The following is a 23097-nucleotide window of genomic DNA, read 5'->3' as shown; positions in this document are numbered from 1 at the left end:
GGACGCGACTATGAACCGCCGCGCCCGACGCATCAGACGGCGAAGAGCAGGAATTCCCGCTCCCACGAACTGATGACGCGCTTGAAGTTTTCATGCTCGGCCCGCTTGAGCGCGACGTAGCCCGTGATGAATTTACGGCCCAGGTACTTCTCGATGGTCTTGCTGTTTTCCATCCGCTCCAGGGCGTCTTCGATGGTCAGCGGCAGGCGCAGGTTGCGGCGCTCGTAACCGCGACCGACTACCGGCGCGCTGGGCGTCATGCCCTCGACCATGCCGATGTAGCCACACAGCAGGCTGGCGGCAATCGCCAGATACGGGTTGGCATCGGCTCCCGGCAGGCGATTTTCCACCCGACGATTCTGCGGCACGGCATCGGGAACCCGCAGGCCCACGGTACGGTTCTCTTCACCCCACTCCACGTTCACCGGCGCCGAAGTGTCCGGCAGGAAGCGGCGGAACGAGTTGACGTTCGGCGCGAACAGCGGCAACAGCTCAGGGATCAGCTTTTGCAGACCGCCGATATGGTTGAGGAACAGCTCGCTCTTGGTCCCGTCCTCATTGGAGAAGATGTTCCTGCCGGTCTCGATATCGACGATGCTCTGGTGCAGGTGCATCGCACTACCGGGTTCGCCGGTCATCGGCTTGGCCATGAAAGTCGCGGCCACGTTGTGTTTGAGCGCTGCCTCGCGCATGGTGCGCTTGAACACCAGGATCTGGTCGGCCAGGGACAGGGCATCGCCGTGACGGAAGTTGATTTCCATCTGCGCCGTGCCGTCTTCGTGGATCAGCGTGTCAAGGTCTAGTTCCTGCAACTCGCACCAGTCGTAGACGTCTTCGAACAGCGGGTCGAATTCGTTGGCCGCCTCGATGGAGAATGACTGGCGGCCGGTTTCCGGGCGACCGGAGCGACCAATGGGCGGCTGCAACGGAAAGTCCGGGTCTTCGCAACGTTTGGTCAGGTAGAACTCCATTTCCGGCGCCACGATCGGCTGCCAGCCCTTGTCGGCATAGAGTTTCAGGACTTTTTTGAGCACGTTGCGCGGCGACAGCTCGATGGGGTTGCCCTGCTTGTCGTAGGTGTCGTGGATCACCTGGGCGGTGGGCTCGATGGCCCAGGGCACCAGGTACACCGCGTTGCTGTCGGGGCGGCAGATCATGTCGATGTCCGCCGGATCGAGCAATTGGTAATAGATGTCGTCTTCGACATAATCGCCGGTCACGGTCTGCAGCAGCACGCTCTCGGGCAAGCGCATGCCTTTTTCGGCAATGAACTTATTGGTCGGCGAGATCTTGCCCCGGGTGATCCCGGTGAGATCGCCAATCATGCATTCGACTTCTGTGATCTTGTGGTCTTTCAACCAATCGGTGAGCTGGTCGAGGTTGTTGCTCATAAGTGCCTCTGGGCTAGGTTTCCTGACCTACATAATAGAAGTCAGGCCTTCATTGACGCATCTGCGTCGCGTTGTCTTGCCCGCTTTCGACAGGCATCGCCAAATGCCTGGAAAATCGCCAGGTAGACGGGGTTGGACTGGACCTGCCATTCCGGATGCCATTGCACACCCAAAGCAAAAGCTGCGCTGGCTGTCACCGAGACGGCCTCGATCAGGCCGTCCGGAGCCCGTGCCTCCACCCGCAGGGCAGGCCCCAGGCGGTCGACGCCCTGGCTGTGGAGCGAATTGACCTGGAACTCGGCTGGCAGGCCCAGGCCCGCCAGGACACCGCCGGGTTCGACCTGCACCGCGTGCGCGAGACCGTACTGGACCTCCAGCGGCTGGCTCTCATCCTCACGATGATCCATGAAGGTTCCCACTTCATGAACCTTCTGATGCAGGCTGCCATCGAACGCCACATTCATTTCCTGGAAGCCGCGGCAGATGCCGAACACCGGGATACCCGCAGCCACGGCGGCGCGAATCAGCGGCAGGGTGGCGCGGTCCCGCGCAAAATCATGAACAGTGCCCGGCGCGCTGGCCGGTCCGTCGTACAAATGAGGGGCTACGTTGGAGGCAGAGCCGGTAAAAAGAAGACCATCGATACCGTCCAAAATATCCGACGGTGCGAACAGATCCGCCAGGGATGGGAGGGTCAGCGGCAAGCCCTTGGCCGCGATAGCGACCGCACGGGCGTACTTATCGCCGCTGATGTGATAAGCATGCAAACCTTCCTGTCTGGAGCAGGCGGTGATGCCGATTAACGGCAGGCGAGACATGAAGCACCCCGGTATTATTGCTGTCATGGGTTTTAATCGAGCTTAGCCTTGTTCATTTTTTTACACAACACCCCATAAAAGATCCTACACGGCCCGCTCAAGCCTGCAGGACCCAAAGAGACGCAGAGGCAAAAAACGCCCAAAAACGCCTGAAAAAAGGCTCTGCGGTGCTTTCTCAGCACAAAAAATGCCTTGCTTGACTTCGGCAAGCCGTTCGGGTTGACTGAAACCAGAAAAGATCAATGATTGATATTTTTAACAACAAAGGTGTTGCATCATGTCGGTACCCCCGCGTGCCGTTCAGCTTAACGAAGCGAACGCGTTCCTTAAGGATCATCCTGAGGTTCTGTACGTAGACCTTCTTATTGCGGATATGAATGGTGTGGTGCGCGGCAAGCGCATCGAACGCACCAGCCTCCATAAGGTTTACGAGAAAGGCATCAACCTGCCGGCCTCTCTTTTTGCCCTGGATATCAATGGCTCGACGGTAGAAAGCACCGGCCTGGGCCTGGACATCGGTGATGCCGACCGAATCTGTTATCCAATCCCTGACACCCTGTGCAATGAACCCTGGCAAAAGCGCCCCACCGCGCAACTGCTGATGACCATGCACGAACTCGAAGGTGCACCTTTCTTCGCCGACCCCCGCGAAGTGCTCCGCCAAGTTGTCAGCAAATTTGACGACCTGGGCCTGACTATCTGCGCCGCCTTCGAACTCGAGTTCTACCTGATCGACCAGGAGAACGTGAACGGTCGCCCACAACCACCCCGTTCGCCGATCTCCGGCAAACGCCCGCACTCGACACAGGTCTACCTGATCGACGACCTCGACGAATACGTCGACTGCCTCCAGGACATCCTGGAAGGTGCCAAAGAGCAAGGCATCCCGGCTGACGCCATCGTCAAGGAAAGTGCCCCGGCACAGTTCGAAGTGAACCTGCACCACGTGGCTGATCCGATCAAGGCCTGCGATTACGCGGTGCTGCTCAAACGCCTGATCAAGAACATCGCCTACGACCATGAGATGGACACGACCTTCATGGCCAAGCCTTACCCTGGGCAGGCGGGCAACGGGCTACACGTCCATATTTCGGTACTCGACAAGGAAGGCAAGAACATCTTCGCCAGTGAGGATCCCGAGCAGAACGCCGCGCTGCGTCACGCAATCGGCGGTGTGCTCGAGACCCTACCGGCCCAGATGGCCTTCCTCTGCCCGAACGTCAACTCCTACCGTCGTTTCGGCGCACAGTTCTATGTACCGAATTCGCCGTGCTGGGGCCTGGACAACCGTACCGTGGCAATTCGCGTGCCGACCGGCTCTGCCGATGCCGTGCGTATCGAACACCGTGTCGCCGGCGCCGATGCCAACCCGTACTTGCTGATGGCTTCGGTCCTGGCAGGCGTGCACCACGGTCTGACCAACAAGATCGAGCCAGGCGCCCCGGTCGAAGGCAACAGCTATGAGCAGAACGAGCAGAGCCTGCCGAACAACCTGCGTGATGCCCTACGCGAGCTGGACGACAGCGAGATCATGGCCAAGTACATCGATCCGAAGTACATCGATATCTTCGTGGCCTGTAAAGAGAGCGAGCTGGAGGAATTCGAACACTCCATCTCCGACCTCGAATACAACTGGTACCTGCACACCGTGTAAGCGGTTGCGCTAATAAAGAAAAACGCCGTGGGCCTCGGCCCATGGCTTTTCCATGCCCTTGTGGCAAGCGGGCTTATCGAAACGCCACAAGGCACCACCAAACCGTCCTCGCGCACAATGCCCGCCATCTTTGCCGGAGAACCCCATGACTCGCCTCGCCACCGCTCGCAAACCCCGCGCACGCAGCCAGGGGCGGATCGATTCGATCCTCGACGCCGCTCGTACTCTGCTGGCCGACGAAGGCGTGGCCAGTCTGTCGATCTATAGCGTGGCCGAGCACGCGCAAATTCCGCCCTCTTCGGTCTATCACTTCTTCGCCAGTGTGCCAGCGCTGCTCGAAGCCCTCACCGCCGATGTCCACGCGGCGTTCCGCGCCAGCCTGGAGGAACCGATCGACCATGTCAGCCTGGACACCTGGCACGATCTGTCACGGTTGGTGGAACAACGGATGTTGAACATCTACAGCGAAGATGCCGCTGCGCGCCAGTTGATCCTCACCCAGCACGGGTTGACCGAAGTTAGCCAGGCCGACCGCCAACACGATGTCGAACTGGGAGACCTGATGCACAAGCTGTTTATTCGCCACTTCGAGCTGCCGACATTGCCCACCGATGTCGACGTGTTTGCGCTGGCAATGGAGTTGGGAGATCGGGTCTATGCACGGTCGGTGCAAGTGCACGACCAGATCACCCCACGCATGGCCGAGGAAGGCATGCGGGTATTCGATGCGTATCTGGGGCTATACCTGCCACCGTATTTGCCCAAGCGTGAAACGCCGCTCTGACGGACACACCGGTCAGAACGGCACATCGCCGAGAATCGTCGCCCGATGCATCACTCGCCGGTTCGGTCGATAATCGTCCACGGCGTAATGCTGGGTCACCCGGTTGTCCCAGAACGCCACATCGTTTTGCTGCCAGCGCCAACGGATAGTGAACTCCGGGCGGGTGGCGTGGGCGAACAACAGCTTGAGAATCGCCGCACTTTCCGCTGCCTCCAACTCGTTGATGCGGGTGGTGAATCCTTGGTTGACGAACAACGCCTTGCGTCCATTCACCGGGTGCCGGCGAATCACCGGATGAGACAGCGGTGGGTGCTTCTTGCGGGTTTCTTCCCAACGCGCCAGGTCTTGGGGGGTACTGCCAAAACGCTCTAAGGGGAACGATTGAGTAAAATCATGGGTGGCCGTCAATCCGTCTAACAACCGCTGCAAGGGCACCGACAAGGCCTCCCACGCGGCAATCCCGCTGGCCCACAACGTATCGCCGCCATAAGCCGGCACCTGCCTGGCACTGAGCACCGCGCCGAGCGCCGGGGTCGGCAGGAAGGTCACGTCGGTGTGCCAGATCGCGTTGTCCCGCACATCCGTGATCGCCGTATCGAGGACCATCACCTGTGGTTGCTCCGGCACATTGGGGTAGATCGGGTGAATATGCAGATCACCGAAATTCGCCGCGAACGCCGCCTGCTGTCGCGGGCTCAGCGCTTGGTTGCGAAAGAACAGCACTTGGTACTTGAGCAACGCCTGTTCGATGGCGTCACGCCGCTCGATGCCCAATGGCCGGTTCAGCTCGATACCGTCGATCTGGGCCCCCAGGGCAGCGCTCAGGGGAGTAATAGTCAGGCTCATGGTCGTTCTCTTCAAATACGTGACGGCAGTCGGCTTGTTTCACTACAGGGCTCAGGACGTCAAGGATCGTCAGTGAGCCTGGCCGTGCCACGGCACCAGCTTGCGTTGCAGGGCGCGCAGGCCCATCTCCATGGCGAAGGCGATAAAGGCGATCACCAAGATTCCCAACACCACCACATCGGTCACTAGGAACTGCGCCGCCGACTGGACCATGAAGCCCAAGCCGCTGGTCGCAGCAATCAGCTCCGCCGCGACCAGCGTCGACCAACCGACGCCCAGGCCGATGCGCACACCGGTGAGAATGTCCGCCAAGGCGCTGGGCAGGATCACATGGCGGATCAGTTGAGTCTTGGTCGCCCCCAAGGACAAGGCCGCCCGGAGCTTGACCGGATCGACGGTACGCACACCGGTTGCGGTCGCAATGGCAATCGGGGCAAAGATTGCCAAGTAAATCAACAGCACTTTCGACAGCTCGCCGATACCGCACCAAATCACAATCAGCGGCAGGTAGGCCAGCGGTGGAATCGGCCGGTAGAACTCGATCAACGGATCGAGAATGCCCCGCGCAACTCGGTTGTAGCCGATGGCGATACCCACCGGGATAGCCGTCAGCACGGCAACACCCAGGGCCACGCCGATCCGTCCGAGGCTCGCACCGAGGTGCTGCCACAAGGTCGCATCCATATAACCCTTGGTCACCAGCAACCGGCCTTTTTCCAGAACCGCCGAAGGCGGCGGCAGAAACAGTGGCTCGATCACACCGAACGCCGTAACGGCCCACCACAGCAGCACCAGGGTCAGCAGCGTCAACACACTGATCCAGCGGGTGCTCAGGCTGCGGCGCACCACGGGCGCGGTGGGCTTGACGGTCACGGCCACCGGCAATTCATAACTGCTCATATGAACTCCTGCCGCGACGCGGCGTTGCGTTGAGAGAACACACGGGCCAGCACATGCTCGCGGGTCTCGATAAAACGCGGGTCGGACTTGATTGCCCGCGCGGACTCGCCGGCACTGTAGCGCTGGCCGAAATCCAGGCTGAGGCGCTCGACGATCTGTCCCGGATTGGGCGCCAGCAGAATCAGGTCGGTGGCGAGAAAAACCGCTTCTTCAATATCGTGGGTAATCAGGAACACTGGCTTGGCGGTGCGCTTGCACACTTGCAGCAACAGCTCCTGCATCTGTTCGCGAGTAAAGGCATCAAGGGCGCCGAACGGCTCGTCCATCAGCAATACCCGGGGATCAGCCGCCAAGGCGCGAGCGAGGCCGACACGCTGCCTCTGGCCGCCGGACAACTGCCAGATTCGCCGGCTGTCGAAACCTGTCAGGTCGACCAGGGCGAGCATTTCCCGGGCGCGAGTTTCGCGCCGCTCCCGAGGCACACCCGCCAGTTCCAGGCCGAAACCGACGTTGGCCAGCACATCCTGCCAGGGCAGCAACGCGTCGTCCTGAAACACCACGCCACGCTCGGCGCTCGGGCCCTTGACGGTCACACCGTCAAGGGTAATGCGCCCCGCGCTGGGTTCGACGAACCCGGCGATCAGATTCAACAGAGACGTCTTGCCACTACCTGACGGACCGAGGGCCACACAGAGTTGCCGCGGCCCCAGGCGGAGGGAAATATCCGACAGCACCGGTTGGGCCGCACCGGGATACTGTGCGCCGATGCGCTCCAGCTGTAACAAGGCCATGGCGATGGGCTCCTCAGTCGCGGGCTAGTCGGTCAATCAGCGGGTAATAAACTTGGCGCTGACATACGGGGCATAGTCCGCCAGTATCGCTTCGACCTTGCCCTGCTCTTTCAGGAAGGCTGCCGTGTCGGTAATGGCCTGGACGGTCGATTGGCCGAGCACGGTGACCTGGTCAGCCGCCAGCGGGTAGACGTTGCCTTGCAGCAGCGATGGAATATCCGCGGCCTTGGCACCAGAGAGTTTCACCAGCTTGTCGACGTTGTCTTTGTCAGCCAGCCAGGCCTGTGGGTCCTTTTGGTAGTGCGCATAGGCATCAAGGGTAACTTTGGCGAACGCCTTGACGATCTCCGGGTGCTGCTCGGCAAAGTCCTTGCGCACGATCCAGGCGTCGAAGGTCGGCGCACCGAATTTGGCCAGATCACCGGAAGTGATCAGCACCTTGCCGTTTTCCTTGGCGACACCCAAGGCTGGGTCCCATACATAGCTAGCGTCGATATCACCACGCTTCCAGGCAGCCATGATGGCCGGTGGTGCGACGTTGAGAATCTGCACCTTCGAAGGGTCGATATTCCAATGCTTCAGCGCGGCCAGCAGACTGTAGTGCGCGGTGGAGACAAAAGGCACGGCAACTTTCTTGCCGATCAGATCCTGGGGCGAATTGATCCCGGAGCCATCGCGGGCCACCAGGGCTTCGGCAGCACCGATCTGGGTCGCGATCAAGAAGGTCTCGACTGGCACCCGGCGGGTAATGGCTGCTGTCAGCGGGCTGGAACCAAGGTAACCGATCTGCACGTCGCCCGAAGCGATGGCGGCAATGATGTCGGCGCCATTATCGAATTTGCGCCAATCGATCTTGGCGTGGGTGGCGTTTTCATAAGATCCGTCGGCCTGGGCTACTTTCGCCGGATCAACGGTGGTCTGGTAGGCAATCGTGACGTCGGCAGCCTGTACAAACCAGCTCGCTCCGACCAGGGAAAACACCGCCAGCAAGCGGAGTGAAAAATGCATTTTCATGGGAGAAGCCCCTCAACAGGTGGCCAGGAGTCGGCGTGTCGAGAAGACTAATTGATCTAATAAATTAAAAATAAATAACTTATTTGCATTAGCTTATGAGCGGAAACACGCCTCGAAAAACACTCAAAAAAACGACAAGGTAAATTTTTATATTCAATCGAATAGAAAAAATGCCCCTCATAATCTGCAATCCACGATTCATCTTAGAGTTAACGAGCGAAATCGAACGCTTGAATATGACAAATACATGTCAATTTTATGTGAAAATTTCTGCGTTGAAATAATAAGAGGCACCTCATTTAGTCGTGATTTTGTCGCTTTCATCCTAAAAAACGGCACATACAGCCTATAAATTTCGAATTTTGTTATAAAAAATCAGTAAAAAATACTTTTAATGAATTAGTCTCGTGATCACAAAAAGTCCGTGGTTGCGATGCACGGCGGCGCGCAATATTCCATAAAAATATAAAAAACAAAAAAATAAGTATTTTTAGCTGTATATGAAAATCATTACCCTGCGCCGGCCCAACGGTGCCGGTTAAACCCAGGTGGTCAGTATGGATGATTGAAATTGACTATACAGTCACAGTTTGGTTATGGCTGATAAATTTGTAGCAAAAATGACTTAAATATCGAATCAAGATTTAAAAAATTAGCAGTAAGAGGAGCAAGATCCATGAACAAATCCACTTTGGCCGTGGCTGTGGCCGTAGGGGTTTTGGCGCAGCAGGCAAATGCCGCAGGTTTTATCGAAGACAGCAAGGCCACTCTGGGTGTGCGCAACTTCTACATCAATACCGATAACCGCGACTCCGATGCCGGCAGCACCAAGGCCAGGGCGAGTGGCGTTCAGAGCAAGAACGAAGAATGGGGCCAAGGTTTCGATCTGCGCTTCATCTCCGGCTACACCCAAGGTACCGTCGGCTTCGGTATCGATGCCATTGGCCTGTTGGGTGTGCGCCTGGATTCAGGGGGTGGTACCAACGGCGCGACCTCGACGTCCTACGGCGGCACCGTGTTCCCGAGCGACTCCAATGGCAAAGCCGTCAACGACTTCGCCAGCCTGGGTTTGACCGGCAAGGTCAAGGTTTCTCAGACCGAACTGAAGATCGGTACCCTGCAGCCAAACAACCCGGTCATCAAGTCCAACGATGGTCGTCTGCTACCGCAAACCTTCCAGGGCGGCCAGATCACCTCGAACGAAATCAAAGACCTGACCTTGACCGCCGGCCAGATCGAACACGCCAAGGGCCGTAACTCCAGCAACACCGAAGGACTGTCCATTGCCGGCGCGAACAGCCCGACCGCGGCCGGTCGGCGCAGCAACAAGTTCTATTACGGTGGTGCCGACTATAAGATCACCAAGGACCTGACCGCTTCGTACTACTACGGTGAGCTGAAAGACTTCTACTCGCAGAACTTCCTGGGCCTGGTACACAACTGGTCCATCGGACCCGGCGTCCTGAAAAGCGACCTGCGTTACTACCGCAGCCGCGACGACGGTGCCAATGGCGATACCTCCGCCTACTTCACCAATGGTTACTATGACAACAAGCCCTTCGCCAGCAACACCAAGGGCAAAGTCGACAACGATCTATACAGCTACCTGGCCCTGTACTCGGTTGAAGGTCACACCTTCGGCGGCGGCTACCAGTACAGCAAGGGCAACAGCGACTTCCCTTGGCTGAACCAGGGTGACGGCTCGTCGAACACTACCATCACCGAAATGCAGATCCAGAAGTTCGGCCGCGCCGGCGAGCGCACCTGGCAGGCCCGCTACGGCTATGATTTCGCCAAGGTCGGGGTACCGGGTCTGACCGCCGGTATCATCTACCTGCGCGGCAACAACATCGACACCGCCGGTAACGTCGGTGCCGCCCAGGTCCGTACCTTGGGTACGGGTGGCACCGAATGGGAGCGCGACCTGACTCTGGCTTATGTGATACCGCAAGGCACCTTCAAGAACCTGGGTTTCGTTTGGAGAAACGCCATGTGGCGTAACGATATTCCGGGTCAACGCGACCAGGACGAAAACCGCCTGATCGTCAACTATTCGATCCCACTGCTGTAAGCGCGCAGCCTTCCGGGTTCAAGATCCACACCCAGCCCGGCGCTATGCCGGGCTGGGTGCTTCACGTTTTGCACAGCACTACTTATTACAGCTTCAACTTCCACGCCAACGTCCTATTTCACGGCGTGCCGCTCATTACCTCTCCTTAGCCCTCTCACAGGCTGTGGACAAGAGTGCCCCCGGTCGTGCCCGGCGTCCAATGAACAAGTTTTTAATATTTCTTTATCGTCTAAATAAATCGACATTTTTTCTTTTAAAGTCAATCCGGCAACGGGCACAGTAAGACCTTCAACTTTTCCCTCTAGGAGCAACCCGTGAGCCTCAGACTCGGCGACATCGCCCCCGATTTCGAACAGGACTCCAGCGCCGGCAGGATTCGTTTCCACCAGTGGCTCGGCGACAGCTGGGGCGTGCTGTTTTCCCATCCGGCGGACTTCACCCCAGTATGCACCACCGAGCTGGGCTTTACCGCCAAGCTCCAGGAGCAATTCGCCCAGCGCGGCGTCAAGGCTATCGCCTTGTCCGTGGACCCGGTGGACTCGCATCACAAGTGGATCGAGGACATCAACGAGACCCAGAACACCATCGTCAACTTCCCGATCCTGGCCGATGCCGATCGCAAGGTCTCGGACCTGTATGACCTGATCCACCCCAATGCCAGCGACACCCTCACTGTACGCTCGTTGTTTGTGATCGATCCGAGCAAGAAAATCCGGCTGACCATCACCTACCCGGCGAGCACCGGGCGCAATTTCCACGAGATTCTGCGGGTGATCGACTCGCTGCAGTTGACCGACAACCACAAGGTCGCCACGCCCGCCAACTGGCAGGACGGTGACGACGTGGTGATCGTACCGTCGCTCAAGGACGAAGAGGAAATCAACAGACGTTTCCCGAAAGGCTATCGCACGGTAAAACCCTACCTGCGCCTGACGCCGCAGCCTAATCGCTGAAAGACCCGCCGGGGCCTGTGGCGAGCGCAACCGGCGCCATTCACAAAACCACAATTCGAGGCCGTTTCGACGGCCTTGAATTGTGTCCGAAACTTTTGTTTTATATTCCTTTAAAGAATAAATAAATGAAAAAATAAGATTTATAGACATATAAATTGACTGGTAAGGTCTGCCCAAACCAGCGAGATCGCAGACCGCGAATCGCCGACACACGTTTGAGGAAAGACCTTCATGCTGGTCGTGACACTCGGAGGAAGCCCCAGCCAGCGATCACGCTCCGGGGTATTGCTGGACCACGCCAAACGCTGGCTTAACCAGCAAGGCATCGAAGTCGTGAGCTACCAAATCCGCGACTTCAACGCCGAAGACCTGCTCCATGCACGCTTTGGCAGCCCGCAGATTGTCGACCTGCTGCAACAAATTGAAAACGCCGACGGCCTGGTCATCGCCACCCCGGTGTACAAGGCCTCGTTCTCCGGGGCCTTGAAATCCCTGCTCGACCTACTACCCGAGCGCGCCTTGAGTCACAAAGTGGTACTGCCCATGGCCACTGGCGGCAGCATCGCTCACATGCTCGCCGTGGACTATGCGCTCAAGCCGGTCCTGGCCGCGTTGAAGGCACAGGAGATGCTCCACGGCATTTTTGCCGAGGACAGTCAGATCGCCTATGGCGAAGGCAGCGCCCAAGCGCAACTGCTGCCGATCCTGGAACAGCGTCTGATCGAGGCCCTGGAGCAGTTCCACAGCGCCTTGGCGCGCCGCCCCAAACCCCTTGACCCGGCACTGTTGAATGATCGTCTGCTGAGTGCTCGCTGGAGCATCTAAGCCGCTGCACTGATACCGACATCGATGTACTGGCCTTACTCGCCCGCCAACGGGCAAGCAGGTGCAGCCAAAACCTTCACTGCAAAAAGGAGAGCGCCATGCGCACTGTCATTTTGCGTCGCGGTCTGGTCGCTCTGTTTGCCGCGGCTGTCACCTTCGGCGTCATTTCCCAAGCTCAAGCCGACTCAATCCGCATCGGCTATCAGAAATACGGCACCCTGGTGATGCTCAAGGCCAAGGGCACCCTGGAAAAACGCCTCGCCGCCCAGGGCATCCAGGTGCAATGGACCGAATTTCCCGGTGGCCCGCAACTGCTCGAAGGATTGAACGTCGGCTCCATCGACTTCGGCGTTACCGGCGAAACCCCTCCGGTCTTCGCCCAGGCCGCCGGTGCCGACCTGTTGTATGTCGCCTCCGAACCGCCGGCACCGACCAGTGAGGCGATCCTGGTGCCCAAGGACTCGCCGATCCAGTCGGTGCGCGAACTCAAAGGCAAGAAAGTCGTCCTCAACAAAGGCTCCAATGTCCATTACCTGTTGGTCCGCGCCCTGGAAGACGCCGGCCTCGGGTACAGCGATATCGAGGCCGTCTACCTGCCGCCCGCCGATGCCCGCGCCGCCTTCGAGCGGGGCAGCGTCGATGCCTGGGTGATCTGGGATCCGTACCAGGCCGCCGCCGAACAACAACTCCAGGCCCGCACGCTGCGTGACGGTAGCGGCCTGGTGGACAACCACCAGTTCTATCTGGCGACCAAGCCCTACGCCGAAAAACATCCGCAGGTGATCAAGACCCTGGTGGAAGAAATCCGCGCCGTCGGTGACTGGTCCAAAGCCAATCCCCAGGAAGTCACCGCCCAACTCGCGCCGCTGCTCGGCGTGCCCGCCGATATCACGCTGATCTCGGTGAAACGCCAAGGTTATGGCGCGCAGTTCCTCACTCCCGAGGTGATCGCGGGTCAACAGAAAATCGCCGACAGCTTCTACCGACTCAAATTGATTCCCAAACCGCTGAGTATCAAGGACGTGATCTGGTCCCCCTCAGCCGCCGTTACCACTGCACCTTGAACCCTATTCCTTAGGAAACCACTCCATGAGCCTCAATATTTTCTGGTTCCTGCCTACCCACGGCGACGGCCATTACCTGGGCACCGCCGAAGGCGCTCGCGCCGTCGATCACGGCTATCTGCAGCAAGTGGCCCAGGCCGCCGACCGCCTCGGTTTCGGCGGTGTGCTGATCCCCACCGGACGGTCCTGCGAGGACTCCTGGCTGGTCGCCGCCTCGCTTATCCCGGTGACCCAACGCCTGAAATTCCTCGTTGCCCTGCGCCCTGGAATTATTTCTCCAACAGTGGCGGCACGCCAGGCCGCGACCCTTGACCGGCTGTCCGGTGGCCGTGCGCTGTTCAATCTGGTGACAGGCGGCGACCCGGACGAGTTGGCCGGTGACGGCCTGTTCCTCAGCCACGAAGAGCGTTACCAGGCCTCGGTGGAATTCACCCGTATCTGGCGCCGCGTGCTGGAAGGCGAAACCGTCGATTACGATGGCCAGCACATCAGCGTCAAAGGCGCCAAGCTGCTCTATCCGCCGATCCAGCAACCGCGTCCACCGCTGTACTTCGGCGGCTCCTCGGAAGCCGCCCAGGACCTCGCCGCCGAACAGGTGGACATGGTCCTGACTTGGGGCGAACCACCGGCCGCCGTCGCCGAGAAGATCGAACAGGTCCGCGCCAAGGCCGCCAAGCTTGGGCGCACCGTGCGCTTCGGCATCCGCCTACACGTGATCGTTCGCCCCACCAATGCCCAAGCCTGGCAAGCCGCTGACAGCCTCATCTCCCACCTGGACGACGAGACTATCGCCCGCGCGCAGAAGTCCCTGGCGCGCTTCGACTCCGTTGGTCAGCAGCGCATGGCGGCCCTGCACGGTGGCAGCCGCGATAACCTGGAAGTCAGCCCGAACCTCTGGGCCGGGGTCGGCCTGGTACGTGGCGGTGCCGGCACAGCGCTGGTGGGCGACGGCCCGACGGTCGCGGCGCGGGTCAAGGAATACGCGGACCTGGGCATCGACACCTTTATCTTCTCCGGTTATCCCCACCTGGAAGAGTCCTACCGGGTGGCCGAGTTGCTGTTCCCACACTTGGATATCGAACGCCCGGAACTGCCGAAAAGCGCCGGTTACGCCAGCCCTTTCGGTGAGATGGTCGCCAACGACATCTTGCCCAAAGCCGCGTCCCAGCGTTGAGACCGCGCTATGACGACCCTGAGCAAAATCACCCACAGGTTCGCACCTTGGGCCCTACCGCTGCTGTTACTGGTGGTGTGGCAGTTGTCGGTCTCGGCCGGCTGGCTGTCGACCCGGATACTTCCCGCGCCGAGCGCCGTGATTGAAGTTGGCGTTGCGCTGGTGCAGAGCGGCGATATCTGGAAACACCTGGCCATCAGCGGCTGGCGCGCCGGTATCGGCTTTGCCATCGGTGGCAGTATCGGCCTGGTCCTGGGCTTTATCACCGGTCTGTCGAAATGGGGTGAGCGCCTGCTCGACAGCTCGCTGCAGATGATCCGCAACGTGCCGCACCTGGCCCTGATCCCGCTGGTGATCCTGTGGTTCGGCATCGACGAGTCAGCGAAGATTTTCCTGGTGGCCCTGGGCACCTTGTTCCCGATCTATCTCAACACCTACCACGGCATCCGCAACGTCGATCCGGCCCTGGTGGAAATGGCCCGCAGCTATGGGCTGTCCGGCTTTGGCCTGTTCCGTCAGGTGATCCTGCCGGGCGCGCTGCCGTCGATTCTGGTGGGCGTGCGCTTCGCCCTGGGCTTTATGTGGTTGACGCTGATCGTCGCGGAAACCATCTCGGCCAACGCCGGTATCGGCTACCTGGCAATGAACGCCCGGGAGTTCTTGCAGACCGACGTGGTGGTCCTGTCCATCGTGCTCTACGCCGCGCTCGGCAAGCTCGCCGACCTGGCCGCGCGCGGTCTGGAACGTGTCTGGCTGCGCTGGCATCCGGCGTATCAAGTGACCAAAGGCGGTGACGCATGACAGCCCAACAACCTCCACGCCTGCTACGCGGTATTCCCCTGGCGGTGCGCAAGCTGCAAAAGACCTTCGGCGAACGCCAGGTACTGCGCGAGATCGACCTGCATATTCCGGCCGGCCAGTTTGTCGCCGTGGTCGGTCGCAGCGGCTGCGGCAAAAGCACGCTACTGCGCTTGTTGGCCGGCCTTGAACAACCGACCGGTGGCGATTTGTTGGCCGGTTCCGCAGCCCTGAGCGAAGCCCACGAAGACACCCGGCTGATGTTCCAGGAAGCGCGGTTGCTGCCCTGGAAAAAGATCATCGACAACGTCGGTCTCGGCCTCACGGGTCACTGGCGACCACAGGCCCTGCAAGCCCTGGAAGCGGTCGGCCTGGCGGACCGCGCCAATGACTGGCCGGCGGCCTTGTCCGGCGGCCAGAAACAGCGCGTGGCCCTGGCCCGTGCCCTGATTCACCAACCGCGACTGCTGTTGCTCGACGAACCGCTGGGGGCACTGGACGCCCTGACCCGGATCGAAATGCAACACCTGATCGAGCGTCTCTGGCAGCAGCACGGTTTCACCGTGCTGCTGGTGACTCATGACGTCAGCGAGGCCGTGGCCATCGCCGATCGGGTGATCCTGATCGAAGAGGGCCAAATCGGCCTCGACCTCCAGGTCGAACTGCCGCGCCCTCGGGTGCGTGGCTCCCATCGCCTGGCGGCGTTGGAGACCGAGGTATTGCATCGAGTGCTGGCGCTGCCAGGCGTACCGCCCGCGCCGGAACCTGTTTCGCCCTTGCCCACGCAATTGCGTTGGGCGCTGTAAATCAACGCCTTGCCTATTCAGTCAATAACAGGAATCAACGTCATGACCATCAAAGCCATCAACGTTCGCAACCAGTTCAAAGGCACCATCAAGGAAATCGTCACCGGTGACGTGCTGTCGGAAATCGACGTACAGACCGCCTCCGGGATCGTCACTTCGGTGATCACCACCCGCTCGGTGAAAGAGTTGGACTTGCGGGTCGGCAGTGAAGTGATCGCCTTTGTGAAATCCACCGAAGTGTCCATCGCCAAGCTATAAACGTCGAGCACCTACCAGCCTGCCCGCTTATGGCGAGTGGGCTTGTCGCAACGGTGTTCATCTGCACATCGGGGTCTGACTTCAGATCCTGCGCCACACACTCGCCAACCACGGCTGTTGCTCACGCGGCAGTCCGGCGGGGCGATAGTAGTGTTCCAGTTCGACAAAGCCCGCCGCCGTCAGCAGTGCGCGCCAGGCGTTCAGGTCGTGGTACGAACCATACCGTTCGCCATTCCAGCCCTCCTGGTTTTCCCCGCGCGGATTGGAGCTGAACAGTACTCCGCCCGGCTTGAGCGTGGCATGCAATTGCCGCAGTACCCGTGGCAGTTCCTGGCGCGGGATATGGAACAGCACAGCGTTGGCGAAGATGCCGTCGAAGCGTTCAGGCGCCAAGTCAAGGTCGAGGAAGTTCTGTTGCAGCACTTCGCAACCGCTGTCTTCGCGGGCCATTTGCGCAAAGCGCTCGGAACCGTCGAGGCCAACCGCGATATGGCCCATGCGAGTGAAGGCCGGTAAATCCCGTCCAGGGCCGCAACCGAAGTCCAGCACGGTAAACGGCGCCGCACCCTGGAGATGCCGTAGCAGCGCATCGATGTTCTGACTCACATCATGGTCGCGGGTACCTTCGCGAAAACCCTCGGCGCTGCGGTTGTAGTGACCGAGGGTGGTGGAAGCAATCTGTTCGAGATCGTCGGGGTCGAGGGTTTTCATCGAGGTCTGCGCGGGTTGCCGTGAGTGTTCCGAATATATCACTCTGCTCGGTTCTCTCAGCGCTTGTTCCACAGCCTCGCCGACCGAGGGGCTATCGCCAGGGCGACGCAAGCGAAATCAAGCGGAGCTGGTGGTCCGGTTCATATACCCTAAACAGACATAACAGTTCCGCCTTCACTCTCGACGGCGTTGGCAGGCGAGTTTGAAGGGAGCTTTGCAAGTCCTGATGAAATGCCGCGAGGTGCCCACCCGCAACCTTCGTACTGGCGCCCAGCGGGAGTTGTTACCGACCCGGTCGATCACGCAGTAGGTGATGTCCAACCCGCGATCCTCCCCCGCTTCCTGGATCACCCCGGCGGGAACGAATACCGTGACCGGCTTACCGATATCCGCCGGGGCCAGCTTCGGCAGGTCGAGCCGGACATCGCCCCAGAGCAACGTGATTTCATCCTCGGCGGCCATGTTGAGATAAGGTGCCAAGGTCAGCGGCACCCCGCGCTTCATCTGGCGTGGATTGACCCCATAGCGACCGATAGGCCCAGGAATGATCAGTGGCGCCAGGCCCTGGTTCTCCTCGTCGATCGGCAGCCCGCCGGGGCAGGCCAGCTTGACCGGCAGCTTGAGCATCGGCGACACCAGGGCGGCGCGACCGACGCGCATCAGGTGGTAGTGAATCCGCGCCACTCCTTCAAGAATAAAACTTTCCGGCACTCGCAGGCTGATCGGCTGGCCGGCCTCACCGGCCAGGAGCTGCCTGGACGTCACATAACAACCGTCCCAGAACAACTCGACCAGATCCCCTTCGTCCATACCGGGATAGACCGGGATCGTGATCGACAATTGCTCAGCGGCCACGCGACCGATACCGCGCCTGTTGGCTTGCGGAACGACGGGCGGTGCGAGCCGGGAATGCTCCAGGGGATAGTTCATGAAATCGTCCTTTTGATAGTTGCCGAAAGTTAAACTTGCGAGAGGTGGCCTGATCCTTCCAGACACATACCCCCACTGGCGCTTTCGCCGTTTCCTTACAGCCGAAAGAATGTGTCACCAGAACACCGGGACACCCCACCAAAACTTGAGCGCCATCCGGATAACGCCGCGCAAGTTGTTAAAGGCAGCTAAAAGTTTTGCGGTGCGAGTGTCAAGGCGTTAATCGATAATTATTATTATCGCGCTGTTATTCGGACACGTCCTACTTCTGTTGCCTATATACATCAGCCGCCGCCGGGATACGTCGCAAGTCCCTATGGATATCGTCGAGTTTCCACCAGGCATCGCCTCGGTACAGGAGTCGGCGAGCCGGTCACGACGCACGAAAAGCATGACTTCAAGGTAGGTGCCGTGCCGAGAGGCGCGGCATCTCGCGCACGCGGCAATCGGCGCTCGAACACCCTGGACAACCGTCGCACGCTGTCCCGATAAGGCTGGCTTATAACTTAAGAATGGAGCGTTCCAAAGATCAGACAGGTCATATAATAAGATGACCCAAGGTCGGTTAAAACTGTCATGCCTTGAATAGCCTACTCTCTCCATGAGTACGCTATATCAACTCAAGAACATTCCTACGTATTACCCAGAAACTTACTGAGAAATTGACGAGTACGTTCTTCTTTCGGCTCGGCAAACAGCGCCTTGGCTTCACCTTGTTCAACGATCACACCCTTGTCGAAGAAGATCACCCGGTTGGCTACATCGCGGGCAAAACTCATTTCATGGGTCACGATGACCATGGTGCGTTTTTCTTGCGCCAGACCACGAATGGTCGCCAATACTTCACCCACCAGCTCCGGGTCGAGGGCCGAGGTCGGCTCATCGAACAAGATTACCTGCGGCTCCATCGCCAGGGCCCGGGCAATCGCCACCCGTTGCTGCTGCCCACCGGACAACCGGCGCGGATAAGCGTCTTCCTTGCCCGCCAGGCCGACCTTGGCCAGCAGCTTGCGCCCCAGCGCCAGCGCCTGGTCGCGCGGAGTCTTCTTGACCACCAGCGGGCCTTCGATGACGTTCTCCAGCGCGGTGCGATGGGGAAACAGGTTGAAGTTCTGGAACACGAAGCCCACCTGCTGGCGCAGTTGGCGCACCAGGCTCTGCTGTTGGCTCAGCGGACGGCTGCCATCGATCTCGATATCGCCGACCTGGATCCGCCCACTGGAGGGTTCTTCGAGGAAGTTCAGGCAACGCAGGAAGGTCGTCTTGCCGGAACCGCTGGGGCCGATGATGGCAACGACCTCGCCTTCCTTGACCTCAAGGTCGATACCGTTGAGCACCACCTGCCCCTTGAATTGTTTGGTGAGTTTTTCAACCACAATCATGCTTCAAGGCTCCAGGTCATGCCGGTTGACCCGGTCTTCCAGGCGATTTTGAAAATGCGCCAGGATGCTCGCCAGCACCCAGTAGATCAGGGCCGCGGACAGATACATGGTGAAAATTTCAAAGGTGCGCGCCGACACCAATTGCGCTTGGCGAAACAGCTCGGGCACCTGGATCGTCGCCGCCAGCGCCGTGTCCTTGACCAGCGAAATAAAGCTGTTGCCCAAGGGTGGCAGGGCGGTGCGCATCGCCTGCGGCAGGATGGCCCGGCGCAAGGTTTGCGCACGGGTCATGCCAATACTGGCGGCGGCTTCCCACTGGCCACGCTCAATGGACGCGATGGCGGCACGCAGAATTTCACACGCATAGGCAGCCATGTTCAGTGAAAAGCCGATCATGGCCGCCGGAATCGGATCCAGCTCGATACCCACTTGCGGCAAGCCGTAGTAGATCAAAAACAGCTGCACCAACAGCGGCGTGCCACGAAAGAACGACACGTAGATCCGGGCGATCCAGCTCGGCAGCTTGAAGCGCGACAGGCGCATCAAGGCTAGGCCGAAACCCAGCAGCAAACCGAAAAACATCCCGCCAAGGCTAAGAATCACTGTGTAGTACGCGCCCTTGAGCAGAAAGGGCGCGGAGTCCAGCGCAAGTTGCAAGCCTGCTTCCATTATTGAGTGACGTCAGCGTTGAAGTATTTCTCGGACAGCTGCTTCAAGGTGCCATCGGCACGCAGCTTGTCGAGAGCCTTGTTCACCGCGTCGAGCAATTCAGGCTCACCTTTGCGCAGGGCAATACCGGCTTCCTGACGGGAGAAGGCGTCGCCGGCAGCAGCGGTATCCGGGGCTTTCTTGGCGTATTCCAGGGCAGCCAGGCGGTCGATCAGAATGGCGTCGATACGACCGATGCGCAGATCCTGGAACTTGGTGGGGTCGTCGTTGTAGGTCTTGATAATGGCTTTAGGCGCGTTGTCCTTGAGCCATTGTTCGTAATTGGTGCCCAAGCCCACACCGACTTTCTTGCCGGCCAGGTCGTCGGCCGTCTTGATCGCGTCGAGGTTCTTCTTCAGGGTCAGCGCCTGAATACCGGAGACGGTGTAAGGCGCGGAGAAGTCGTATTTCTTCCTGCGCTCCTCGGAGATGGTTACCTGGTTGACCACCGCGTCCAGGCGCTTGGATTCCAAGGCCGCGAGGATGCCATCCCACGGCGTGGCTTGAAGCTTGACCTTGACGCCCAGCTCGTGGGCCAACGCCTCGGACAACTCGACCTCAAAACCGCTGAGCTTGCCGCTTTCATCGACAAAGCTGAACGGCGGGTAGGTGCCTTCCAGGCCGATCTTGATCTCGCCCGCCTTCTTGATCGTGTTCAGTTGTTCACCGGCAAAGGCCTGACCCAGCAGACCGGCGCCGAACGCCAGACCCAGGCCGGCGACCAACAGACGCTTGCGAAATGCACCAATATTCATGAAAAGCCCCGTGTGTTTTCTTATGGGAAAGGCAGGCAAACCTGACACTTTGATGACAAGCGCCAATCCTGCCTCAAAGCAAGATGGGCGTCTCGCAGCAAATTCACTGCGGTGAAACTATAAAACGACTTTTTTATAGTTTTAAACAATATAAAATACTTATTTTATTCCAATTAAATTGATCAACTGATTGTTCTCCCACGCCAGCAGGTATGGCTCTCTCCTGAGGCTCTGTACGCAAGGTATCTGCGCTCGCCCATGCGGGGTTGCAAGCCAGCTCGCCCAGCCTGGCCTTCGTTCGAAAACATTTCGTACAGACCCTAGTCAAACGCCGCGTTGTAGGCAAACAACGCTGGTGCTCCGCCAGTGTGCAAAAAGATAATAGGTCCTTCGTCGAAACGCTGCAGGCCGATCCCGTCGAGCAGCCCGGCCATCGCCTTGCCGGTGTACACCGGGTCGAGCAGGATGCCTTCCTGGCTCGCCAGCAGCTTGATCGCCGCCAGGGTCCCGGCACTCGGTTCGCCATAACGCGGGGCAAAATATTCGTCCCAAAGCTCGACCCTGAAGCTGGCCGGCAAATCCACGCCCAACAGCTCGGCGGTACGTTCGGCCAGGTCTTGTACTTTCGGTCGTTGCGCCTCATCGCTACGCGATACCGTCACCCCCACCACTGGCAACTTCGGCAGCGCCTCGCTCAACGCCAGTCCGAGGCCACTGTGGGTACCGGCGCTGCCGGAAGCCAGCACCACCGCGGCGAACGCCAGTCCCGTCGCTTCGATCTGCGCCGCCAGCTCCAACCCGCCACGCACATAGCCCAAAGCCCCGAGGGCATTGGAGCCGCCGATCGGTACCAGATAGGGTTTCCTGCCATTGTTGCGCAATCGCTCGGCCAGGGCCTGCAATTGCTCATCGACATTATCCAGGTTGTCCACCCGCTCGACCTTGGCATCGAACAAGTCGAGTAGCAGTCGGTTGCCGTTGCGCAGGTAATTGCTGTCCTCGGTGCCGATGGGGTTTTCCACCAGCGCCACGCAGCCCAGGCCCAGACGGGCGGCCAGCGCAGCGGTCTGGCGCACATGATTGGACTGGATCGCCCCAGCGGTGACCAGCGTGTCGGCGCCACTGGCCAGCGCGTCGGCGGCGAGGTATTCGAGCTTACGCAGCTTGTTGCCACCCAGGGCCAGAGGTGTCAGGTCATCGCGCTTGATGTAGATATCGCGCCCTACCCAGGTCGACAGGCGTTCGAGCTTTTCCAAAGGCGTGGCCTGGGTCAGGAGTTCCAGGCGATTAAAGCGGGCGAGCTGCTGTTTGATCATGGGTCCGAACTGACTGTGGGAAATGCCTCGACTATAGGCAGGCACTTCCTCACAGGCAACCGCCTTGCACTTATGTCGGAAAGTTCTGAGAACAACACTATTCGTTCTTAATTCCCCATCGGGGCGGTGCCGTAAAGTGAAAGCCATTCAGGCGACTCGACTGTCCGGTCGCCAGAGCGGAGATTTGACCGTGAACGAGCGTTCCAGCCATTGGCAACTACAGACCATCGTCAGCCAGTTGCGCAGCGCCCGGGATGAATGGCGCCGTCACAACGGCCGAGTCAGCGACGAACAGGGCGGGCGTGAACTGCCGTCGCGCCAGGCCATGGCCGAGATTCTCGAAGCGTTGTGCGGCGCACTGTTTCCCATGCGCCTGGGGCCGGTGGACCTGCGCGAGGAAAGCGAGGATTTCTACGTTGGCCACACGCTCGATACAGCCCTCAATGCCCTGCTGGGCCAGGCTCGCCTGGAACTGCGCTACGTGGCGCGACACGGCGGCGAATCGGACGCCGAGGTTCAGGCCAAGGCGGTGCGGTTGATCCAGGCATTCGCCATGGCCCTGCCGGAACTGCGTCGGCTGCTCGACACCGACGTCCTCGCGGCTTATCACGGCGATCCGGCGGCACGCAGCGTCGATGAGGTGTTGCTGTGCTACCCAGGGATTCTCGCGGTGATCCATCATCGCCTGGCCCATCACCTGTACCGCGCCGGCTTGCCGCTGCTGGCACGGATCAGCGCGGAAATCGCCCACTCGGCCACCGGGATCGACATTCACCCCGGCGCGCAGATCGGTCGCAGTTTCTTTATCGACCATGGGACCGGCGTAGTGATCGGCGAAACCGCGATCATCGGCGAGCGAGTCAGGATCTACCAGGCGGTGACCCTCGGTGCCAAGCGTTTCCCGGCGGACGAGGACGGTCAGTTGCAGAAGGGCCATCCGCGTCATCCAATCGTCGAGGACGATGTGGTGATCTATGCCGGGGCCACCATCCTGGGGCGAATCACCATCGGCAAGGGCGCGACCATCGGCGGCAACGTCTGGCTGACCCGTAGCGTGCCGGCGGGCTGCAACCTGACCCAGGCCAATCTGCAGCAGCACGGGCAAGATAGCCAGCGCTGAGACCCGGAACGATTCACACCGAACCGGC

General features: G+C 59.7%; 23 protein-coding genes. 11 read left to right on the top strand and 12 right to left on the bottom strand.

The genetic code is table 11. The annotated features are described in order from the left end of the window. Positions 1-32: 32 nt before the first annotated feature. Complete coding sequence (locus BMX68_RS20125; protein WP_017132563.1) at positions 33-1391, bottom strand: glutamine synthetase family protein; 1359 nt, start codon at positions 1389-1391, stop codon at positions 33-35. 41 nt (positions 1392-1432) lie between these two features. Then, positions 1433-2209: a gamma-glutamyl-gamma-aminobutyrate hydrolase family protein gene (locus tag BMX68_RS20120; protein WP_017132564.1), complete on the bottom strand. Its 777-nt coding sequence runs from the start codon at positions 2207-2209 to the stop codon at positions 1433-1435. A 277-nt stretch (positions 2210-2486) separates the two neighbouring features. Here BMX68_RS20120 and BMX68_RS20115 point away from each other — a divergent pair, with 277 nt between their 5' ends. Both BMX68_RS20115 and BMX68_RS20110 read left to right on the top strand, forming a co-directional pair. Further along, positions 2487-3863 (top strand): glutamine synthetase family protein, encoded by a 1377-nt coding sequence (locus BMX68_RS20115; RefSeq protein ID WP_026013237.1) that lies wholly within the window; start codon positions 2487-2489, stop codon positions 3861-3863. A gap of 145 nt (positions 3864-4008) precedes the next feature. Continuing rightward, positions 4009-4647, top strand: coding sequence for a TetR/AcrR family transcriptional regulator (locus BMX68_RS20110; RefSeq protein WP_017132566.1), 639 nt, complete (start codon positions 4009-4011; stop codon positions 4645-4647). Between the two features lie 12 nt (positions 4648-4659). On the opposite strand, the gene tauD is transcribed toward BMX68_RS20110, so the two are convergent. The 4 genes from tauD to tauA form a co-directional block, all read right to left on the bottom strand. After that, positions 4660-5493: a taurine dioxygenase gene (gene tauD, locus BMX68_RS20105; RefSeq protein ID WP_017132567.1), complete on the bottom strand. Its 834-nt coding sequence runs from the start codon at positions 5491-5493 to the stop codon at positions 4660-4662. A 69-nt stretch (positions 5494-5562) separates the two neighbouring features. Continuing rightward, positions 5563-6393 carry a taurine ABC transporter permease TauC gene (gene tauC, locus BMX68_RS20100; RefSeq protein WP_017132568.1) on the bottom strand — a complete coding sequence of 277 codons (831 nt, stop codon included), beginning with the start codon at positions 6391-6393 and terminating at the stop codon, positions 5563-5565. Then, the gene (gene tauB, locus BMX68_RS20095) at positions 6390-7184 is read right to left on the bottom strand and encodes a taurine ABC transporter ATP-binding subunit (RefSeq protein ID WP_017132569.1); all 795 of its coding nucleotides are present in this window, start codon (positions 7182-7184) and stop codon (positions 6390-6392) included. The genes tauC and tauB overlap by 4 nt, the downstream gene beginning before the upstream one ends. 36 nt (positions 7185-7220) lie before the next feature. Then, positions 7221-8198 (bottom strand): taurine ABC transporter substrate-binding protein, encoded by a 978-nt coding sequence (gene tauA / locus BMX68_RS20090; protein WP_060783188.1) that lies wholly within the window; start codon positions 8196-8198, stop codon positions 7221-7223. 676 nt (positions 8199-8874) lie between these two features. On the opposite strand from tauA, the gene BMX68_RS20085 reads away from it, so the two are divergent. From BMX68_RS20085 to BMX68_RS20050, 8 genes are all read left to right on the top strand, one after another. Next, positions 8875-10269: an OprD family porin gene (locus BMX68_RS20085; RefSeq protein ID WP_060783189.1), complete on the top strand. Its 1395-nt coding sequence runs from the start codon at positions 8875-8877 to the stop codon at positions 10267-10269. A 314-nt stretch (positions 10270-10583) separates the two neighbouring features. After that, on the top strand, positions 10584-11222 hold the full coding sequence (locus BMX68_RS20080; RefSeq protein ID WP_017132572.1) for a peroxiredoxin: 639 nt from the start codon (positions 10584-10586) through the stop codon (positions 11220-11222). A 231-nt stretch (positions 11223-11453) separates the two neighbouring features. Next, positions 11454-12047, top strand: a complete 594-nt coding sequence (gene ssuE, locus BMX68_RS20075; protein ID WP_017132573.1) for an NADPH-dependent FMN reductase — start codon at positions 11454-11456, stop codon at positions 12045-12047. 98 nt (positions 12048-12145) lie between these two features. Next, positions 12146-13111, top strand: a complete 966-nt coding sequence (locus tag BMX68_RS20070; RefSeq protein WP_017132574.1) for a sulfonate ABC transporter substrate-binding protein — start codon at positions 12146-12148, stop codon at positions 13109-13111. 25 nt (positions 13112-13136) lie between these two features. Continuing rightward, the gene (gene ssuD, locus BMX68_RS20065; protein ID WP_060783190.1) at positions 13137-14285 is read left to right on the top strand and encodes an FMNH2-dependent alkanesulfonate monooxygenase; all 1149 of its coding nucleotides are present in this window, start codon (positions 13137-13139) and stop codon (positions 14283-14285) included. Between the two features lie 9 nt (positions 14286-14294). Further along, the gene (ssuC, locus tag BMX68_RS20060; protein ID WP_017132575.1) at positions 14295-15086 is read left to right on the top strand and encodes an aliphatic sulfonate ABC transporter permease SsuC; all 792 of its coding nucleotides are present in this window, start codon (positions 14295-14297) and stop codon (positions 15084-15086) included. After that, positions 15083-15889, top strand: coding sequence for an aliphatic sulfonates ABC transporter ATP-binding protein (gene ssuB / locus BMX68_RS20055; protein WP_017132576.1), 807 nt, complete (start codon positions 15083-15085; stop codon positions 15887-15889). The genes ssuC and ssuB overlap by 4 nt, the downstream gene beginning before the upstream one ends. Before the next feature lie 42 nt (positions 15890-15931). Continuing rightward, positions 15932-16147: a TOBE domain-containing protein gene (locus BMX68_RS20050; RefSeq protein ID WP_017132577.1), complete on the top strand. Its 216-nt coding sequence runs from the start codon at positions 15932-15934 to the stop codon at positions 16145-16147. A gap of 81 nt (positions 16148-16228) precedes the next feature. Here BMX68_RS20050 and BMX68_RS20045 read toward each other — a convergent pair whose 3' ends face one another. The 6 genes from BMX68_RS20045 to BMX68_RS20020 form a co-directional block, all read right to left on the bottom strand. Further along, positions 16229-16858: a class I SAM-dependent methyltransferase gene (locus tag BMX68_RS20045; protein WP_017132578.1), complete on the bottom strand. Its 630-nt coding sequence runs from the start codon at positions 16856-16858 to the stop codon at positions 16229-16231. Positions 16859-17032: 174 nt separating this feature from the next. Next, a complete protein-coding gene (locus BMX68_RS20040; protein WP_017132579.1) occupies positions 17033-17788 on the bottom strand; it encodes a hypothetical protein in 756 nt (251 codons plus the stop codon). Between the two features lie 632 nt (positions 17789-18420). Next, positions 18421-19170 carry an L-cystine ABC transporter ATP-binding protein TcyN gene (gene tcyN / locus BMX68_RS20035; RefSeq protein WP_017132580.1) on the bottom strand — a complete coding sequence of 250 codons (750 nt, stop codon included), beginning with the start codon at positions 19168-19170 and terminating at the stop codon, positions 18421-18423. Between the two features lie 3 nt (positions 19171-19173). After that, positions 19174-19839, bottom strand: coding sequence for a cystine ABC transporter permease (gene tcyL / locus BMX68_RS20030; protein ID WP_017132581.1), 666 nt, complete (start codon positions 19837-19839; stop codon positions 19174-19176). Then, positions 19839-20633, bottom strand: a complete 795-nt coding sequence (tcyJ, locus tag BMX68_RS20025) for a cystine ABC transporter substrate-binding protein (RefSeq protein WP_017132582.1) — start codon at positions 20631-20633, stop codon at positions 19839-19841. Before tcyJ ends, tcyL begins: the two co-directional genes overlap by 1 nt. A gap of 320 nt (positions 20634-20953) precedes the next feature. Next, positions 20954-21949 (bottom strand): D-cysteine desulfhydrase, encoded by a 996-nt coding sequence (locus BMX68_RS20020; protein ID WP_017132583.1) that lies wholly within the window; start codon positions 21947-21949, stop codon positions 20954-20956. Between the two features lie 190 nt (positions 21950-22139). On the opposite strand from BMX68_RS20020, the gene epsC reads away from it, so the two are divergent. Further along, positions 22140-23069, top strand: coding sequence for a serine O-acetyltransferase EpsC (gene epsC / locus BMX68_RS20015; RefSeq protein ID WP_026013238.1), 930 nt, complete (start codon positions 22140-22142; stop codon positions 23067-23069). Positions 23070-23097: the final 28 nt, after the last annotated feature.

The organism is Pseudomonas agarici (assembly GCF_900109755.1).
In the GTDB taxonomy this organism is placed as follows: domain Bacteria; phylum Pseudomonadota; class Gammaproteobacteria; order Pseudomonadales; family Pseudomonadaceae; genus Aquipseudomonas; species Aquipseudomonas agarici.
Note: the sequence above shows the minus strand (reverse complement) of the source record. Positions and strands in the feature narration are given on the sequence as shown.

What these genes read in the sequence shown, in the direction of transcription:
- BMX68_RS20125 (WP_017132563.1), bottom strand. Translation starts at nt 1,391, where the DNA reads ATGAGCAACAACCTCGACCAGCTCACCGATTGGTTGAAAGACCACAAG.
- BMX68_RS20120 (WP_017132564.1), bottom strand. Translation starts at nt 2,209, where the DNA reads ATGTCTCGCCTGCCGTTAATCGGCATCACCGCCTGCTCCAGACAGGAA.
- BMX68_RS20115 (WP_026013237.1), top strand. Translation starts at nt 2,487, where the DNA reads ATGTCGGTACCCCCGCGTGCCGTTCAGCTTAACGAAGCGAACGCGTTC.
- BMX68_RS20110 (WP_017132566.1), top strand. Translation starts at nt 4,009, where the DNA reads ATGACTCGCCTCGCCACCGCTCGCAAACCCCGCGCACGCAGCCAGGGG.
- tauD (WP_017132567.1), bottom strand. Translation starts at nt 5,493, where the DNA reads ATGAGCCTGACTATTACTCCCCTGAGCGCTGCCCTGGGGGCCCAGATC.
- tauC (WP_017132568.1), bottom strand. Translation starts at nt 6,393, where the DNA reads ATGAGCAGTTATGAATTGCCGGTGGCCGTGACCGTCAAGCCCACCGCG.
- tauB (WP_017132569.1), bottom strand. Translation starts at nt 7,184, where the DNA reads ATGGCCTTGTTACAGCTGGAGCGCATCGGCGCACAGTATCCCGGTGCG.
- tauA (WP_060783188.1), bottom strand. Translation starts at nt 8,198, where the DNA reads ATGAAAATGCATTTTTCACTCCGCTTGCTGGCGGTGTTTTCCCTGGTC.
- BMX68_RS20085 (WP_060783189.1), top strand. Translation starts at nt 8,875, where the DNA reads ATGAACAAATCCACTTTGGCCGTGGCTGTGGCCGTAGGGGTTTTGGCG.
- ssuE (WP_017132573.1), top strand. Translation starts at nt 11,454, where the DNA reads ATGCTGGTCGTGACACTCGGAGGAAGCCCCAGCCAGCGATCACGCTCC.
- BMX68_RS20070 (WP_017132574.1), top strand. Translation starts at nt 12,146, where the DNA reads ATGCGCACTGTCATTTTGCGTCGCGGTCTGGTCGCTCTGTTTGCCGCG.
- ssuD (WP_060783190.1), top strand. Translation starts at nt 13,137, where the DNA reads ATGAGCCTCAATATTTTCTGGTTCCTGCCTACCCACGGCGACGGCCAT.
- ssuC (WP_017132575.1), top strand. Translation starts at nt 14,295, where the DNA reads ATGACGACCCTGAGCAAAATCACCCACAGGTTCGCACCTTGGGCCCTA.
- ssuB (WP_017132576.1), top strand. Translation starts at nt 15,083, where the DNA reads ATGACAGCCCAACAACCTCCACGCCTGCTACGCGGTATTCCCCTGGCG.
- BMX68_RS20050 (WP_017132577.1), top strand. Translation starts at nt 15,932, where the DNA reads ATGACCATCAAAGCCATCAACGTTCGCAACCAGTTCAAAGGCACCATC.
- BMX68_RS20045 (WP_017132578.1), bottom strand. Translation starts at nt 16,858, where the DNA reads ATGAAAACCCTCGACCCCGACGATCTCGAACAGATTGCTTCCACCACC.
- BMX68_RS20040 (WP_017132579.1), bottom strand. Translation starts at nt 17,788, where the DNA reads ATGAACTATCCCCTGGAGCATTCCCGGCTCGCACCGCCCGTCGTTCCG.
- tcyN (WP_017132580.1), bottom strand. Translation starts at nt 19,170, where the DNA reads ATGATTGTGGTTGAAAAACTCACCAAACAATTCAAGGGGCAGGTGGTG.
- tcyL (WP_017132581.1), bottom strand. Translation starts at nt 19,839, where the DNA reads ATGGAAGCAGGCTTGCAACTTGCGCTGGACTCCGCGCCCTTTCTGCTC.
- tcyJ (WP_017132582.1), bottom strand. Translation starts at nt 20,633, where the DNA reads ATGAATATTGGTGCATTTCGCAAGCGTCTGTTGGTCGCCGGCCTGGGT.
- BMX68_RS20020 (WP_017132583.1), bottom strand. Translation starts at nt 21,949, where the DNA reads ATGATCAAACAGCAGCTCGCCCGCTTTAATCGCCTGGAACTCCTGACC.